This window comes from Methylobacterium indicum, from assembly GCF_017347565.1.
Classification (GTDB): Bacteria; Pseudomonadota; Alphaproteobacteria; order Rhizobiales; family Beijerinckiaceae; genus Methylobacterium; species Methylobacterium indicum.
The window spans coordinates 1770369-1786706 of record NZ_AP024145.1; the positions used below are offsets into that span (position 1 = coordinate 1770369).

At 70.4% G+C, this 16338-nt stretch carries 11 protein-coding genes and 2 tRNA genes; 7 read left to right on the forward strand and 6 right to left on the reverse strand.

The features are described from left to right. Positions 1-9: 9 nt before the first annotated feature. Complete coding sequence (locus miv_RS08265) at positions 10-1821, reverse strand: IlvD/Edd family dehydratase (RefSeq protein ID WP_048426413.1); 1812 nt, start codon at positions 1819-1821, stop codon at positions 10-12. Between the two features lie 226 nt (positions 1822-2047). Here miv_RS08265 and miv_RS08270 point away from each other — a divergent pair, with 226 nt between their 5' ends. After that, positions 2048-2260, forward strand: a complete 213-nt coding sequence (locus miv_RS08270) for a hypothetical protein (RefSeq protein ID WP_048426414.1) — start codon at positions 2048-2050, stop codon at positions 2258-2260. Positions 2261-2375: 115 nt separating this feature from the next. Next, complete coding sequence (locus miv_RS08275; protein WP_048426415.1) at positions 2376-3554, forward strand: pyridoxal phosphate-dependent aminotransferase; 1179 nt, start codon at positions 2376-2378, stop codon at positions 3552-3554. Positions 3555-3956: 402 nt separating this feature from the next. Here the strand turns inward: miv_RS08275 and miv_RS08280 are convergent. Further along, a tRNA-Glu gene (locus miv_RS08280) sits at positions 3957-4032 on the reverse strand. An 81-nt stretch (positions 4033-4113) separates the two neighbouring features. Further along, positions 4114-4189, reverse strand: a tRNA-Glu gene (locus miv_RS08285). A 95-nt stretch (positions 4190-4284) separates the two neighbouring features. Between miv_RS08285 and miv_RS08290 the strand changes: the two genes are divergently transcribed. Both miv_RS08290 and rpoH read left to right on the forward strand, forming a co-directional pair. Beyond that, positions 4285-5280, forward strand: coding sequence for an RluA family pseudouridine synthase (locus tag miv_RS08290; RefSeq protein WP_207182242.1), 996 nt, complete (start codon positions 4285-4287; stop codon positions 5278-5280). A gap of 282 nt (positions 5281-5562) precedes the next feature. Beyond that, positions 5563-6453 (forward strand): RNA polymerase sigma factor RpoH, encoded by an 891-nt coding sequence (gene rpoH, locus miv_RS08295; RefSeq protein WP_048426417.1) that lies wholly within the window; start codon positions 5563-5565, stop codon positions 6451-6453. Between the two features lie 71 nt (positions 6454-6524). Here the strand turns inward: rpoH and miv_RS08300 are convergent, their stop codons facing one another. After that, a complete protein-coding gene (locus tag miv_RS08300; RefSeq protein WP_207182243.1) occupies positions 6525-7457 on the reverse strand; it encodes an AEC family transporter in 933 nt (310 codons plus the stop codon). 504 nt (positions 7458-7961) lie between these two features. Here miv_RS08300 and miv_RS08305 point away from each other — a divergent pair. Continuing rightward, complete coding sequence (locus tag miv_RS08305; RefSeq protein ID WP_207182244.1) at positions 7962-9653, forward strand: methyl-accepting chemotaxis protein; 1692 nt, start codon at positions 7962-7964, stop codon at positions 9651-9653. Between the two features lie 61 nt (positions 9654-9714). On the opposite strand, the gene miv_RS08310 is transcribed toward miv_RS08305, so the two are convergent. Next, entirely contained in the window at positions 9715-10095 is a 381-nt protein-coding gene (locus miv_RS08310; protein WP_207182245.1) for a hypothetical protein, read from the reverse strand. A gap of 471 nt (positions 10096-10566) precedes the next feature. On the opposite strand from miv_RS08310, the gene miv_RS08315 reads away from it, so the two are divergent. Together miv_RS08315 and miv_RS08320 are read left to right on the forward strand one after the other, a co-directional pair. Further along, positions 10567-11226: a QcrA and Rieske domain-containing protein gene (locus miv_RS08315; protein WP_207182248.1), complete on the forward strand. Its 660-nt coding sequence runs from the start codon at positions 10567-10569 to the stop codon at positions 11224-11226. A gap of 59 nt (positions 11227-11285) precedes the next feature. Continuing rightward, on the forward strand, positions 11286-13064 hold the full coding sequence (locus miv_RS08320) for a PQQ-dependent dehydrogenase, methanol/ethanol family (RefSeq protein ID WP_048426422.1): 1779 nt from the start codon (positions 11286-11288) through the stop codon (positions 13062-13064). 85 nt (positions 13065-13149) lie between these two features. Here the strand turns inward: miv_RS08320 and miv_RS08325 are convergent, their stop codons facing one another. Next, the gene (locus miv_RS08325) at positions 13150-16122 is read right to left on the reverse strand and encodes a PAS domain-containing hybrid sensor histidine kinase/response regulator (RefSeq protein ID WP_207182250.1); all 2973 of its coding nucleotides are present in this window, start codon (positions 16120-16122) and stop codon (positions 13150-13152) included. Between the last annotated feature and the right edge of the window lie 216 nt (positions 16123-16338).

A 16338-nucleotide genomic window follows, 5' to 3' on the forward strand; every position in this document is an offset into this window, starting at 1 on the left:
GCATGGACGTCAGTGGTTGTCGCGCGGCACGCCGTGGGTCTGCGCGATGCGCTGGAAGGCCTCGGAGCCCTTGAGGATCATGCCCTCGGAGAGCTGGTCGACCATCGCGCGCTGGATCGCCTGCCAGGGGGTCTGGCTCGCCGGGTAGGGGTAGCCGCCCCGGGCGGTCAGGTCCTCGCGGCGGCGCGCGATCTCCTCCGCGGGAAGGAGGATGTCGGCGGTGCGCTTGTTGAGGTCGATGCGGACCCGGTCGCCGTTCTGGAGCAAGGCGAGGCCGCCGCCGGCCGCCGCCTCCGGCGAAGCGTTGAGGATCGAGGGCGTGCCCGAGGTGCCGGACTGGCGCCCGTCGCCGATGCAGGGCAGCGACAGAACGCCCCTGCGGATCAGCTCGCCCGGGGGCTGCATGTTCACGACCTCCGCCGCGCCCGGATAGCCGATCGGGCCGGCGCCGCGCATGATCAGCACCGTGTGCTCGTCGATCTCGAGCGCCGGGTCGTCGATGCGGTGGTGGTAGTCCTCCGGCCCGTCGAACACCACGACCTTACCCTCGAAGGCGTAGGGATCGTCCGGGTTGGCGAGATAGCGGTCGTAGAACTCGCGGCTGATCACGCTGGTCTTCATGATCGCCGAATCGAACAGCGAGCCCTTGAGGTTGAGGAAGCCGGCGCGCTCGCGCATCGGCTCGCCGTAGGGCTTGATGACGTCGCGGTCCCAGGTGTGGGCGCCCGCGCAGTTCTCGGCAACCGTCTTGCCGTTGCAGGTGAGGACGTCGGCGTGGAGCTTGCCGGCCTCCAGCAGCTCCGACATCACCGCCGGCAGGCCGCCGGCGCGATAATATTCCTCGCCAAGATACTGGCCGGCGGGCTGCATGTTGACCAAGAGCGGGATGTCGTAGCCGACGCGCTCCCAGTCGTCGCAGGTGAGCGGCACGCCGATCAGCTTGGCGATGGCGTTGATGTGGATCGGCGCGTTGGTCGAGCCGCCGATGGCGGTGTTGGCGACGATCGCGTTCTCGAACGCCTCGCGGGTCAGGATGTCGGAGGGCTTCAGGTCCTCCCACACCATGTCGACGATGCGCTGGCCGGTGGCGTAGGCCGCCTGGCCGCGCTCGCGGTAGGGGGCGGGGATCGCCGCCGAGCCCGGCAGCGCCATGCCGAGCGCCTCCGCCAGGGCGTTCATGGTCGAGGCGGTGCCCATCGTGTTGCAGTGCCCGTCCGAGGGCGCCGAGGAGGCCACGATGTCGAGGAATTGCTGGTAGTCGATGTCGCCGGCGGCGTGGCGCTCGCGGGCCTTCCACACCACGGTGCCCGAACCCGTGCGCTCGCCGCGGCTCCAGCCGTTCAGCATCGGGCCGACGTTCAGCGAGATGGTCGGGATGTTCACGGTGGCGGCCGCCATCAGGCAGGCCGGCATGGTCTTGTCGCAGCCGGTGAGCAGCACGACGCCGTCGAGGGGGTAGCCGTACAGGACCTCGACGAGGGACAGGTAGGCGAGGTTGCGGTCGAGCGAGGCGGTCGGCCGCTTGCCGGTCTCCTGGATCGGGTGGCACGGGAACTCGAAGGCGACGCCCCCGGCCGCCGTGATGCCCTCGCGCACGCGCTTAGCCAGCTCGAGGTGGTGGCGGTTGCACGGCGACAGGTCGGAGCCGGTCTGGGCGATGCCGATCAGCGGCTTGCCGCCGCGCAGCTCGCCGACGGTGAGGCCGAAATTGAGGTAGCGCTCGAGGTAGAGCGCGGTCATGCCCGGATTGTCCGGGTTGTCGAACCAGAGGCGCGAACGCAGGCGGCTGGCGTCGATGCGGGGGCGCGGCGTCTGGGCCATGGCGGGGTCGTCCTTCCCGAGTTCGTTCTTGTCGAGAACCGTTCTCGGGAAGCTATGGACCCGGCCGGTGCAGGAAGGCAACACCGCGCGGCGCATGACCGGGGCCGTGCCGGCGAGGGGCGGCCCGCGCCCAAAGTTTATCGCGCGGGCGCTGTCGCAAGGCCGCCGAGCGATGCTATGAGGCCGGCTGAACCATACCGCTCGACTTCTCCAGGGGGAGCCGCCGATGAGCCAAGAGACGCCGTCCAACCCGCTCGTGCCGATCGCCATCGTGGTGGCGATTCCGGTCCTCGTCTGCCTGATCCTGATGCTGACCGATACCGGCATCGAGCGCTCGCTGCTCTGGGCGGCGATCAAGACCGGCATCATCCTGATCGTGCTCGGCGGCGCGATCTCGTTCGGCGTCAGCCGGCTCGCCGAGCGCAACGGCTCGCGCTGAGCCCGGACGACCCGTCCCGACGGCACAGGAAGGCCGCGGGATCCTGACGACGCCGCGGCGAGGCGGGGCAGACCCCCGTCGCGCCGGACGTCCCTCGAGGAAACGAGAGAATCGCATGCCCGTGATCGTCCCCGCCTTCTCGCGCATCGGGGAGGAGAACGCCTTCGCGGTCCTCGCCCGCGCCACGGCTCTCGCCCAGGCCGGCCGCGACGTGATCAATCTCGGCATCGGCCAGCCCGACATGCCGACCCCGCCCCACGTCGTCGAGGCGGCGGTGAAGGCCCTGCAGGACGGGCACCACGGCTACACCCCGGCGACCGGCATCCTGCCCTTGCGCGAGGCGGTCTCCCGCGACCTCGACCGGCGGCTCGGCGTCCAGGTCTCGCCCGACAGCGTGATGATCGTGCCGGGCGGCAAGGTCACCATGTTCATGGCGATCCTGATGTTCGGCGAGCCGGGCGCCGAGATCCTGTACCCGGATCCGGGTTTCCCGATCTACCGCTCGATGATCGAGTTCACCGGCGCGACGCCCGTGCCGGTGCCGATCCGCGAGGCGAACGGCTTCGCCTTCTCGGCGGAGGAGACGCTGGGGCTGATCACCCCGCGCACCCGCCTGCTGATCCTGAACTCTCCCGCCAACCCGACCGGCGGCGTGACCCCGAAGGCCGAGATCGACAAGCTCGTCGCCGGCCTCGCCGCGCATCCCGACGTGACGATCATGTCGGACGAGATCTACGGCACGATGACTTATGACGGCGAGCGCCACCACACGCTGCTCGCCTATCCGGAGATCCGCGACCGCCTGATCTACCTCGACGGTGCGTCGAAGACCTACGCGATGACCGGCTGGCGCCTCGGCTGGTCGGTCTGGCCGGCGCCGCTCTACGACGCCGCCCGCAAGCTCGCTGTGAACTCGTTCTCCTGCGTCAACGCCGCGACGCAATGGGCCGGGATCGCCGCCCTCGACGGGCCGCAGGATTGCGTCGCCGCGATGATGGCCGAGTTCGACCGCCGCCGCCTCCTGGTGGTCGAGGGGCTGAACCGCCTGCCGGGCGTCTCCTGCATCACCCCGAAGGGCGCCTTCTACGCCTTCCCGAACATCTCCGAGACGGGCTGGAAGGCCAAGGCGCTCGCCTCGGCGCTCCTAGAGGACGCCGGCGTCGCGACGATCGGCGGGCCGGATTTCGGCATCCACGGCGAAGGCTACCTGCGCCTGTCCTACGCCAACTCGGCGGAGAATATTTCTCGCGCGCTGGAGCGGATCGGGGCGTTCCTGGAGCGGAACCGGCGCTGAGGGCCCGGCGCGGGTCCGAGAGGCGGGCGGCGATCGCGGGGAGGATTGCCGCTCGGCGCGGCCCAGGACCGGTCGAGAGCGGGAAACTCACTCTCCCCGCCGGCGGGGAGGGGAGACGGCCCGCTTCTCTTGCACCGGGGCAGGTCCGACCACACGGGGGCGGGGAGATGCGCCCCCCCTTCATTCGAAGGGATCGAACGAAAATCCTATCGGTCGGCCACCGGCGCCGCGGGACGGACTGGCCGCGGGACGGGCTGCATGTCCGAAGAAATCTGGCCGAAACGCGCCTCGTTCGCGCTAAAACCCCGCGATCCGCAGAGCATCAGCTATGAAACGACGAGGATGGCTGGTGATGACGAGGATGGCTGGTGATACGGCCGCCGACACCCCGGAGGGGTGGAATGGCGCTCCCAAGGGGACTCGAACCCCTGTTTTCGCCGTGAGAGGGCGACGTCCTAGACCGCTAGACGATGGGAGCTGACATGCCGGACACCGGAAGAAGACCCGCGAGATCCTCGAGAGAGAAGCCCGGACCCATCCTCCGTCGTCCAGAAACCCGTGGCGCTCCCAAGGGGACTCGAACCCCTGTTTTCGCCGTGAGAGGGCGACGTCCTGGACCGCTAGACGATGGGAGCTTGCCGGCGGGATGGCGGGGGTATAGCGACGGGCCTGGACGGGCACAAGCCCGAAATCGTATCCCGGCGGCGTTTCCGGTGACGCGACGGGAGAGATGGGTTTGAGCGACGGCGAAGTGCGGGAGGACGTGATCCCGCCGGGGGAGGGGAGCGAGCGCCTGGACCGGGCCCTGGCGCGGCTGTGGCCGGATCTGTCGCGCAGCCGCCTGCAGGCGCTGATCCGCGAGGGCCAAGTGACGCTGGATGCGGCCCCCGCGGGCGATCCCTCCGCCAAGGTCGTGAGCGGCCAGCGCGTCGCCGTGACGGTGCCGGCGCCGCGCCCGGCCGAGCCGGAGCCGGAGGCCCGCGACCTCGCCGTCGTCCACGAGGACGACGACCTGATCGTCATCGACAAGCCGGCCGGCCTCGTGGTGCATCCCGGGGCGGGCAACGACAGCGGCACTCTGGTCAACGCGCTGCTGGCCCATTGCGGCGCCAGCCTGTCGGGCATCGGCGGGGTCGCGCGGCCGGGCATCGTCCATCGCCTCGACAAGGACACGACCGGCCTGATGGTGGTGGCCAAGACCGATCTCGCCCACCAGGATCTCTCGGCGCAGTTCGCCGATCACGGCCGCACCGGCCCCCTGGAGCGGGCCTATCTCGCGCTCGTCTGGGGCGTGCCGGACCCCGCCAACGGCACGATCGACGCGGCGCTCGCCCGGTCGGAGCGCAACCGGGAGAAGATCGCGGTGGTGCGCGAGGGCCGCGGGCGCCACGCGATCACCCATTACCGCACCGAGGACGTGCTGGGCGCGCGCGAGCCCGTCGGGCTGGTGCGCTGCCGGCTCGAGACCGGGCGCACCCACCAGATCCGCGTCCACCTCGCCCATCGCGGCCACCCGCTGCTCGGCGACGTGGTCTATGGCGCGGCGTTCCGCACCAAGGCGAACCGCCTGGAGCCGGAGGCGCGCCAGGCCCTCGACGATCTCGGGCGCCAGGCGCTGCACGCCGCGCTGCTGGGCTTCCGCCATCCCCGCAGCGGCGAGACTCTGCGCTTCGAGAGCCCGCCCCCTGCCGACATGGCCCGGCTGATCGCGGCGCTGACGCCGTAGGACCGCCCCGGGCGCGACGCAGCGAGGGCGGCGGGACGAAAACCTCCGCCCTGACCGTTCTTCTCGGAGGGACGCGGCTGCCGCGGGCGGACCTTCGCCCGGAGCGTGCGGCACCGCACGCGGCGAACCGCCACGGCCGCACCAAGCGGCCTCTCGCGCGTTAGTGGCGACACCCGTCGCTACCGGGCTGCGCCGCGTTCTGCTATGAAAGCGGATCGAGCGGCCGGCCAACGGGAGGTCGTTCGTGCTCGCCTGACCGAGGGGAGCTTTGAGGAGGTAGGTATGGCTGCTGCACTTCCCGTGCTCGCCAATGAAGGGGGCCTGTCGCGCTACTTGGACGAGATCCGCCGGTTCCCGATGCTGGAGCCGACGGAGGAGTACATGCTCGCCAAGAGCTGGCGCGAACACGGCGACCGCGACGCGGCCCACAAGCTCGTGACCTCCCACCTGCGGCTCGTGGCCAAGATCGCCATGGGCTATCGCGGCTACGGCCTGCCGATCGGCGAGGTGGTGTCCGAGGGCAATGTCGGCCTGATGCAGGCGGTCAAGCGCTTCGATCCCGACAAGGGTTTTCGCCTCGCCACCTATGCGATGTGGTGGATCAAGGCCGCGATTCAAGAATACATCCTGCGCTCGTGGTCGCTCGTGAAGATGGGCACGACCGCGAACCAGAAGAAGCTGTTCTTCAACCTGCGCAAGGCCAAGGGCCGCATCTCCGCCCTCGACGAGGGCGACCTGCGCCCCGATCAGGTCAAGCAGATCGCCACCCGCCTGGGCGTGCCCGAGCAGGACGTGATCGACATGAACCGCCGCCTCGGCGGCGACGCGTCGCTCAACTCTCCCTTGCGCGAGGAGGGCGAGGGCGAGTGGCAGGACTGGCTCGTCGACGACAGCCCGACCCAGGAGACCGTGCTCGCCCGAGAGCAGGAGGGGCAGAACCGCCTCGCCGCCCTCAAGGACGCGCTCGGCGTGCTCAACCCGCGCGAGCGCCGGATCTTCGAAGCCCGCCGGCTGGCCGACGACCCGATCACGCTGGAGGATCTGTCGAGCGAGTTCGGCGTCTCCCGCGAACGGGTGCGGCAGATCGAGGTACGGGCCTTCGAGAAGGTGCAGGACGCGGTCAAGCGCAACCTCGCCACCCGCGAGGCGCCGCGGGCGGGGGTGCCGGCCTGAGGGCCGGGCCCTCGGCTCGCAAGGATCGGCCCCGGATCCGCAGCCCCGGCACCGGCCCGTGAGCATCAGCCTCATCCCATCGGCACGAAGGCCGAGAGACCGATCAGCACCAGCGGCATCGCCACCAGCGCCAGCACGGTCTGCACCGCGGTGATGCCGGCCATCAGGGCGGCGTCGCCGCCGAGCTGGCGAGCCAGGATGTAGGCCGAGGAGGCGGTCGGCAGCACCTGGAACAACAGGGCCGTCGTCAGCGCCGGCCCGCCCAGGCCGAGCTGCGAGGCGACGAGGAGCGTCGCCGCCGGCATCGCCAGGAACTTCATCGCGGAGGCCGAGAGGACCGGCCATAGCCAGGTCCGCGCCCCGGTGAATTCGAGCGCGGCGCCGACACAGAGTAGGCCGATCGGCAGCGAGGCGGCGCCCAGGGTGCGGAGCGCCGGCTCCAGCCCCGGTGGCAGCCTCCAGCCGAGGAGATGGAAGGCCAGGCCGGCGAGCGACGAGACGATCAGCGGATTGGTGGCGAGCTGCCGGGCGACGCCCCGCGGCGTCAGCCGCGCCGCGCCGTGGCGGGCGAAGACCAGCACGCACAGGACGTTGACCGTCGGCACGATCGCCGCGTTGCAGATCGCCGCGAGCGCGATGCCCTTCGGGCCGAACAGCCCGACGGCGAGCGTGACCCCGACATAGTTGTTGAAGCGCACGCTGCCCTGGAACACCGAGGTGAAGGCCGGCCCGTCGACCCGGAACAATGGCCGCATCGCGACGACGAGCCCGGCGACGAGGAGCGTCGCGAGGATCAGGGTCAGGGCGAGGGTGCCCACCGGCACCGCCTCGACCCGCGCGGTGGCGAGGCCGTGGAAGAACAGGCTCGGCAGCAGCACGAAGTAGCCGAGCCGCTCGGCCTGCGGCCAGAAGCTCTCGGCGAGGAAGCGCCGCCGCCGCAGAACCAGCCCCAGGGTGGTCAGGAACACGATCGGCAGGAGCGCCAGCAGGACGGCGCCGGTCATGGAGAGGTGGTCAACGCGGGATGGCCTTCGAGCGGGAGGGGCGGCCGGCGATCCGGCTGCGATCCACGCTTAGAGCAGCGCCCGATCGCGTTGCAACCGGGCGCTGCTCTAGGTCCTTGATGGGGCCGCGTTTCTCGCGACGAACCGGCGCGCGCATCGCCGGGCCATGCGCCGGCCCAAGCCGCGGACGTCTCCTAGCCGGGTGGACGGAGCCCGGCCATGCGCGGGCGAATCCTCATCCATCGAGGGCGTTGCCGGGATCGCGGCCGCGCCTTGGCCGGTCTCGCCGTCCCACGTCGCCAGCGGGGCGTGCGCGGCGGTCCTCGAACGATCATCGTCGAACTACATTTGGCCAAAAATCGTCCTTTTGAGATTTGTTCCCCCAGGTCAGCGAATTCGCCGGTCCGTGGCATCGGAGGCGAGCGTTTCCATCGCCGGCGGTCGAGCATTAGGGATTTTTTAGACGATCGGACCTAACCGGGACACACCCCGAGGAGTTGCATCATGTCCGGCCTGAACAACGTCAAGATCCTGCATAAGCTGATGGGGGTGATCGCGTTGATCGGCATCATCGTCGGCGGCTGCATCTGGTACGCGCAGGCGCGGATGACCGACATCGACGACGCCTACAGCCGGTTCCTCGTGCGGGAGGCCCGGGCCGTCGCCACCGCCCGGCGCATCAACCGCGTCGTGTTCGAGCTCAACTACCACGTTTACCGTATCATCGCCGAGAACGACGAGCAGGTGATGCGGCGGGCCGATACGGCCTTCGAGGCGGCCCTGCCCGAGATCACCCAGATGCTCGCCGACCTGCGCCGCGAGGCGCCGGGCTTCGCGACTCGCACCGACGAGCAGGCCGCGCGCATCGCCCGCTTCGTCGAGGCCGTCGCCGAGGTGCGCCGCCTCGGCCTCGCCAAGCGGAACGCCGAGGCCCTGTCCCTGGTGCACCGGGAGGTCGATCCGACCTTCCGGACGATGGTCGCTGAGGCCGCCAAGCTCTCCGACGATATCCGGGTCTACATGGAGAAGAGCTCGGACGACCTGACCGACCAGACCAACGCCACGCGCTACAGCCTGATTGCCTTCAGCACGGCGGGCGTGCTCTTCGGGCTCCTCGCGGCGATGCTGGTCAGCGTGCTCGGCATCACGCGCCCGCTCGGCCGCCTCGTGGCGGTGCTGCAGCGCATGGCCGGCGGCGACGCCGAGGCGGAGATCAAGGAGGCGGCACGCGGCGACGAGATCGGCGCCGTCGGCCGCGCCGTCCAGGACATCAAGGCCATGGTGGCCCGCAAGGCGGCCGAGCAGGCCGAGATCGAGCGCATCGCCGAGGAGGCGGCTGCCAGCGAGCGCAAGCGCACCATGGTGGAGATGGCGGACGGGTTCGAGCGCGCGGTGGGCGGCATCGTCGGCGTCGTCTCGTCGTCCGCCACCGAGTTGCAGGCGACCGCCCAGCAGATGACCTCGACCGCCGCCGAGACCGCGTCCCAATCGACGACGGTCGCGGCGGCCGCCGAGGAGGCCGCCGCCAACGTCAACACCGTGGCCGCCGCGGCCGAGGAGCTGGGTGCCGCCGTGCAGGAGATCGGCCGGCAGGTCGCCGGCTCGGCCGACCTCGCCCAATCGGCGGTGGCCGAGGCCGACCGGACCTCGCAGCTGGTGCAGGAGCTCAGCCGGGCGGCCGAACAGATCGGCGCCATGGTGGGCATGATCTCGGGCATCGCCGGCCAGACCAACCTCCTGGCGCTGAACGCGACGATCGAGGCGGCCCGGGCCGGCGAGGCGGGACGGGGCTTCGCGGTCGTCGCCGCGGAGGTGAAGGAGCTCGCCGGCCAGACGGCACGCGCCACCGAGGAGATCGGCCAGCGCATCGGTCAGGTGCAGGGCGTGACGGCGCAGGCCGTCGGCGCCATCGGCAGCATCGCCGGGCGGATCCAGGAGATCTCCGGGGTCGCGGCCTCGATCGCCGCGGCGGTGGAGCAGCAGGGTGCGGCCACGCAGGAGATCGTCCGCAACGTCTCCCAGGCCGCGAACGGCACCGCCGAGGTGACCGGCAACATCGCGGGCGTCGCCCGCGCCTCCGAGGATACGGGCGCGGCGGCCAGCCAGGTCCTCGCCTCGGCCTCCGAGCTGTCGCGCCAGTCCGAGCAGCTCTCGGCGGAAGTCCACCGCTTCCTCGACACCGTGCGGGCGGCCTGAGGCGTTCGTCGCCCCGCACGTCGAATCGACGCGATGACGGGCCGGTCCGACGACCGGCCCGTCATCGCGTCAGCGTTCGCATATGCGCCACGCGCTCCGCGGCCGGAAGCATCCGCGTGTCGATGGCGACCTGCTGGATCAGGAACTTCCCGGCGTCGACGATCGCGCCGATATAGACGGTGACCGGATGGCCGCCCGCGCCGGTGCAGACGATGCGGATGCGGCCCGTCTTGCCGTCCTTGGCCTCGCACTCCGCGCCGCCGGCCGCGACGCGCCGAAAGAAGGCGGGCGTCTCGCCGACCTCCACCGTCGCGCCGGCGCCCGCGACCAGCAGCGGTCGGCCCGCTTCCGTCAGGATGTCGTGCCGGCTCCACTCGACGGCCTGGGCCGCAGCGGCCTGGAGCACGAGGGCGAGGCTGCCCAGCGCGAGTCGCATCGTCATGCCCGGTCCTTCGCAGAGGCGCCGCCGAGGTACCGGCGCGCGTCGTCGCGAGCCTGCCGGGCGGCGAGACGTCCCGCAAATGGAAAGTGCGTCCCTGATTTTTATTATGATATTATAGATTTATCATAATCTTATTATGATAATATTGTCGTCTCTGTTGTGTCTAGAATTGTTGCAAGAGAGAAAATCACGGTGATATCGTCTGTCCAAGGCGCCTTTAGCAGTGCCATCCGGCGGAGACACGTCCGACCGACGAGACGACAGGGAGGATAAGGATGCGAGAGACCGGCATAAGTCGGTCATGACCGCGTGTGCGACGCACACATTTCTTGACATCACCATGCTGCGCTGCGGCGTCGAGGCCGCGACGACCGTGCGTCCATTGACGCGCGCCGTCCCGGGCGGCCGCACGCTGCTCCGGGGCCGGGGCCGAAGCCCTTCCCCGATAGGTCCTTCGCGGAGAGAGTGCCCATGACCGACGAGACGACGCAGGAGCCGTGCGCGGGCGGATGCACCGGGGCGCCGTTGCCGCGCCGAGGCCTTCTCACGGCGGGGCTCGCGCTGCTTCTCGCCCCCGCCGACGCCCTCGCCGCCGCAGAGCCGGCCGGCGGTCAAGTCCCGGCCGCCAACGCATCGACCGTCAAGGCGCCGAATCCCAAATCGATGCGCCCGCAGCCCGGCGACACCTTCGCGTATCTCAGCGGCGAGGCCAAGGACCAGAAGGTCATGGCGGCCGACCTCAAGGCCGGCGATCCGCCGCGTCTCGTCTATCCGGTCGATCCGGCGACCGGGACGGTCCGCAGCGGCTCGCGGGTCAACCAGATCCTGCTGATCCGCACCGACCCCGCCGCCCTGACCGCGGCCACGGCGCCGCGAGCGGCGGACGGCCTCGTCGCCTATTCGGCGATCTGCACCCATAACGGCTGCCCGATCACGCTCCTCAACGAGGACCACCGCTCGGTGGTCTGCACCTGCCACGGCTCGCGCTTCGACCTCGCCGACAACGGCACCGTCCTGACCGGCCCGGCCACGCGCCGCCTCGCCGGGCTGCCGATCGCCGTGACCGACGGGGCGGTCACGGTGGCGGGCGCGTTCGTCGGCGCCCTCGGCGCGGCCCCGTCGCAGCAATAACCGGTCGCGAGAACCGGAAAGACGCTTTCGCCACACGACGCTTCTGGGAGGTCAACGCCATGATCAAGACCCTGTCCGCGGCCCTGCTCGGCTCCGTCCTCGTGCCCGCCCTCGCCGCGGCGGCGCCGCTGAAGACCTACGCGACGGTCACCCAGGAGCGGCTCTCCAACCCGGAGCCCGAGAACTGGCTGATGGCCAAGGGCAACTATGCCGGCTGGAGCTACACGCCGCTCGAGCAGGTCAACGCCGGCAACGTCAAGTCGCTGAGGCCGGTCTGGAGCTATGCCACCGGCGTGACCTCCGGCCACGAGGCGCCGCCGATCGTCAACAACGGCGTCATGTATGTCGCCACGCCCTACAACCAGGTCATCGCCATGGATGCGAAGACCGGGGAGTCGGTCTGGCGCTACAAGCGCGACTTCCCCGAGGGGTTCAGCGCCTTCCACTACACCAATCGCGGCGTCGCCCTGTGGGGCGACAAGGTCTACGTCGCCGGCCTCGACTGCCGGCTCGTCGCCCTCGACGCCAAGACCGGCAAGGTAGCGTGGGAGGCCGAGGTCTGCGACTGGACGCAGGGGGCCTACATCACCTCGGCCCCGGTCGCGGTGAACGGCCGGATCATGATCGGCCCGTCCGGGGGCGAGTTCGGCGTGCGCGGCTTCCTGAAGGCCTTCGACGCCGAGACCGGCAAGGAGGACTGGACCTTCTGGGCCGTGCCGGCTCCCGGCCAACCGGGCTCCGAGACCTGGCCGAAGGAGGGCCGCTGGAAGGATGCCTGGAAGATCGGCGGCGGCACGATGTGGATGCCGGGCAACTACGACGCCAAGAACGGGGTGCTCTACTGGGGCGTCGGCAACGGCTCGCCCTGGCTCGGCGACCAGCGGCCCGGCGACAACCTGTACGTCGCCTCGGTCGTCGCGCTGAACCCGGCGGACGGCACGATCAAGAGCCACTTCCAGTACCACTGGAACGATTCCTGGGACTGGGCCGCGATGAACGCCCCGACCCTGATCGAGCTCGACCGCGACGGCAAGAAGGTGCCGGCGATGATCAGCGCCCAGCGCAACGGGTATCTCTACCGGCTCGGCCGCACCGATGGCGGCCAGATCAGCTTCCTCGACGCCCGGCCCTTCGTGAAGAACACGGTCTTTTCGAGCGTCGATCCGAAGACCGGTCGGCCGACCTACAACCAGGCCGGCGTGCCCGGCACCGGCCGGGCCGGCACCTACTGCCCGAGCGTGTGGGGCGGCAAGGACTGGCCCTACGAATCCTTCAACCCGAAGACCGGGATGCTGTACGTCCCGTTCAACGACAATCACTGCATGACCTACGAGGGCAAGATCCAGGAGCGGGTCCCCGGCCAATGGTCCGCCGGCGTCGACATCACCGACATCAAGCTCCTGATCGACAAGGACGTGAAATATATCGGCGGCATCCAGGCTATCGACGTCAACACCAACAAGGAGGTGTGGCGCGACACCTACGCCAAGTCGTGGATGTGGGGCTCGATCCTGTCGACGGCCACCGACCTGATCTTCACCGGCGGCACCAGCGACCGGATGTTTCGGGCCTACGACGCCAAGTCCGGCAAGGAGCTGTGGAGCTTCAAGACCAATTCGGGGATCATCTCGCCGCCGATCAGCTACGCCATCGACGGCAAGCAGTACATCGCGGTCGTGTCGGGCTGGGGCGTCGATTCCGCCCTGGTCCAGGGCATCATGGCCGACGAGCACGGCTGGGAGAAGGACATCCCGCAGGGCGGCACGGTCTGGGTCTTCGCGGTCGAGGACGAGACGGTGCCGCAGAAGCGGGCCGAGGTCGGGTCGTCCATCCGGTAATCCTCCGGGCGAGACGGAGCCGAACGGTCCGGTGCCGCGCCGACGGGGCGCGGCACCGCATTCCTCTCGGGGCGCCCGGCACCGCTCACGCGCCGATCAGCTCGCGGATGCGGGTTGCCAGCACATCCACCGCGAAGGGCTTCGTCAGCACCGCCATGCCCGGTTCGAGCTGGCCGTTGCTCAGAAGCGCGTTCTCCGCGAAACCGGTGATGAACAGCACCTTGAGGTGGGGGCGGCTCACCCGGGCCGCATCCGCCATCTGGCGGCCGTTCAGGCCCCCGGGCAGGCCGACATCGGTGACGAGCAGGTCGATCCGCGCGTCGGATTGCAGGACCGACAGGCCGCCGCCGCCATCCGCCGCCTCGATCGCCGTGTAGCCGAGGTCGCCGAGCACGTCCGCGACCAGCATGCGCACGGTCGGCTCGTCGTCCACCACCAGCACGGTCTCGCCGGCCTCCGCGATGGGGCGCAGGCCCTGCTCCACCGGTGCCTCGTCCCGCTCCGCCGCGCCGCGATGGCGCGGCAGGTAGATGCTGACGGTCGTGCCTTCGCCCTCCTTGGAGTGGATGCGCACCTGCCCGCCGGACTGCTTGGCGAAGCCGTAGATCATCGACAGGCCCAGGCCCGTCCCCTGGCCCAGCGGCTTCGTCGTGAAGAACGGGTCGAACGCCTTGGCGATCACCTCCGGCGGCATCCCGGTTCCGGTGTCGGAGACGGCGAGCGCGAGGTAATGGCCCTCCGGCATGTCCTGGCGCTGCGCCGCCGGACGGTCGATCCGGCGGTGGCCGGTCTCGATCGTGATCCGGCCGCCGTCGGGCATCGCATCGCGGGCATTGATGCAGAGGTTGAGGAGCGCGTTCTCGAGCTGCGACGGGTCGACCAGCGCCGGCCACAGGTCGGGCAGGCACACCGTGTCGATCTGCACGCTGGGGCCGACCGTGCGCTGGATCAGCTCGGTCATGCCGCCGATCAGGGCATTGACGTCGGTGGCCTTGGGGTCGAGCGTCTGGCGGCGCGAGAAGGCCAGCAGGCGGTGGGTCAGGGCCGCCGCCCGCCGGGTCGCCCCCTGCGCCGCGACCATGTACTTGTCGATCTCCGCGAGCCGGCCCTGGCCGATGCGGGCGTTCATCAGTTCCAGGCTGCCGGAGATGCCGGCGAGCAGGTTGTTGAAGTCGTGGGCGAGGCCCCCGGTGAGCTGGCCCACCGCCTCCATCTTCTGCGACTGGCGCAGCTGCTCCTCCGCCTGCATCAGCTCGGCGGTGCGCTCGCTCACGCGCTGCTCCAGGGTGCCGGCGAGCGCCCGCAGCTGGGCGATGGCGCGGTCGCGCTCCTGCTCGACGGTGCGGCGCTCCTCGACGTCGAGGAGCACGCCGGGAAAGCTCAGCGGCGTCCCGTCCGGCCCGTGATCGACGCGGCCATTGGCCTCGATCCAGGAATAATGGCCGTCGGCGCGGCGCACCCGGTACTGGTGGGCATAGGCGCCGCCTCGCTCGATCGCTTCGTTCATCGCCGCGGCCAGGGCTGCCTGGTCGTCCGGGTGGACGGGGGCGACGATCTGGGCGAGGGGAATGCCCTCGCGACCCAGGGCGGGATCGAGGCCGAAGGCCCGGGCGAAGCCCTCGTCGACGGTGAACCGGTCGGCGGGGATGTCCCAATGCCAGGTGCCGATGATCGCGCCCGCCGCCAGGGCGAGCTGGACGCGCTCGACGTTCTCGCGGGCGAGCGCCTCGCTGGCGCGCAGGCGCTCCTCGGCGTCGCGCCGCGCGGTCACGTCGTTGAAGATGATGGCGATCTGCCGGTCGTCGGGCTGCCCGACCGGGACCGCCCGGACGTCGAACCAGCGCTTGAACGCCTCGGCGTAGCTCTCGAAGGTCGTCGGCTCCCGGGTCCGGGCGACGCGCCCGTAGGTCTCGAACCAGAACGGCTCCAGGTCCGGGGCGAATTCGGTCACCCACTTGCCGCGCAGGTTGACCCCGGCCTCCCGCTCGAAGGCGGGGTTCGCTTCGACGAAGCGGTAATCCACCGGCCGGTCGTCGGCATCGAACTTGACCTCGACGATGGCGAAGGCCGCCTCCACCGTGTCGAGGATCGTGCGGAAGCGCTCCTCGCTGGCGCGTAACGCGGTCTCGGCTTCGCGCAGGCCGGTCAGGTCGAGCATGGCGCCGATCATGCGCACGGCGCGGCCCTCGGCATCGCGGATCACGTGGCCGCGGTCGAGCACCGGCGCGTAGGAGCCGTCCGCACGGCAGAAGCGGTACTCGTCGGTCCAGGAGGTGGCGGTCCCGTCGATGACCGCGTGGATGGAGCGCTCGATGCGGTCCCGGTCGTCCGGATGGATCCGGGCGATCCACCACGCGCCGGTCGGCGCGACGCCGGCGAGGGCGTAGCCGTAGGACCGGGCCAGGGCCTCGTTCCAGAGCACGGCGTCGGTCGCCAGATCCCAATCCCAGATCGCGTCGTTGGTCGCGCGGGCGGCGAGACGGTAACGATCCTCGACCGCGCGCAGGGCGATGCCGGCCAGATGCTCGCCGGTGCGGTCGCGCAGGATCTTCACGAAGCCGATCGGCCCGCCGCCCCCGTCGCGCAGCGGCATCAGCTCGCCCGAGGCCCAGAACCGCTCGCCATCCTTGCGCAGGTGCCAGCGGTCGTCGGAGGCCCGTCCGTCCCGCAGGGCCTGCCGCATCTCCCGCGGGACGCAGCCCCGGGCCCGGTCCTCAGGCGCGAAGATGCGGTCGACCCCCTGGCCGCGCATCTCCGCGCCCGTCCAGCCCATCGCCCGCTCGGCGCCCGAATTCCAGTTGGTGACGGTGCCGTCGAGGTCGGTGACGATCATGGCGACGTCGACCGCGCTGTCGAAGATCGCCCGCTGGCGCGCCTCGCTCTGGGCCAGGGCCGTCCGGCTGGCGTCGAGGGCCGCCGCCAGATCCCGCGCGCCGTCCGGCGACGCCGCATCCACCGGCGTGCCGACGGAGCCGGGCTCGATTCCCGCCCTGTCCAGGATGGCGCGCAGGCGCAGGACTTCCGCCTCGAGCTCGTCGCGCGAAAGAGTTGTCAGCACGTCCCCACCCGCCATGCCCGCCCCAGGGGCGGGCTTCTAGAGCACTTCACGATCGCCTTGCAATCGCGAAGCTCTCTAAGTCGTTGTCTTGCCGCATTTTCTTCGACGAACCAGCCTCCACTTCGTCGCACAATGCTCGATCCGCGCCGCCCGACATGCACAATGATATCGGACGAATTCCGGGACGGGTGAGGCCGGCCCGCCGCAGGTTCGGGC

Coding starts and splice junctions, on each gene's coding strand:
- miv_RS08265 (WP_048426413.1), bottom strand. CDS start 1,821: ATGGCCCAGACGCCGCGCCCCCGCATCGACGCCAGCCGCCTGCGTTCG.
- miv_RS08270 (WP_048426414.1), top strand. CDS start 2,048: ATGAGCCAAGAGACGCCGTCCAACCCGCTCGTGCCGATCGCCATCGTG.
- miv_RS08275 (WP_048426415.1), top strand. CDS start 2,376: ATGCCCGTGATCGTCCCCGCCTTCTCGCGCATCGGGGAGGAGAACGCC.
- miv_RS08290 (WP_207182242.1), top strand. CDS start 4,285: ATGGGTTTGAGCGACGGCGAAGTGCGGGAGGACGTGATCCCGCCGGGG.
- rpoH (WP_048426417.1), top strand. CDS start 5,563: ATGGCTGCTGCACTTCCCGTGCTCGCCAATGAAGGGGGCCTGTCGCGC.
- miv_RS08300 (WP_207182243.1), bottom strand. CDS start 7,457: ATGACCGGCGCCGTCCTGCTGGCGCTCCTGCCGATCGTGTTCCTGACC.
- miv_RS08305 (WP_207182244.1), top strand. CDS start 7,962: ATGTCCGGCCTGAACAACGTCAAGATCCTGCATAAGCTGATGGGGGTG.
- miv_RS08310 (WP_207182245.1), bottom strand. CDS start 10,095: ATGACGATGCGACTCGCGCTGGGCAGCCTCGCCCTCGTGCTCCAGGCC.
- miv_RS08315 (WP_207182248.1), top strand. CDS start 10,567: ATGACCGACGAGACGACGCAGGAGCCGTGCGCGGGCGGATGCACCGGG.
- miv_RS08320 (WP_048426422.1), top strand. CDS start 11,286: ATGATCAAGACCCTGTCCGCGGCCCTGCTCGGCTCCGTCCTCGTGCCC.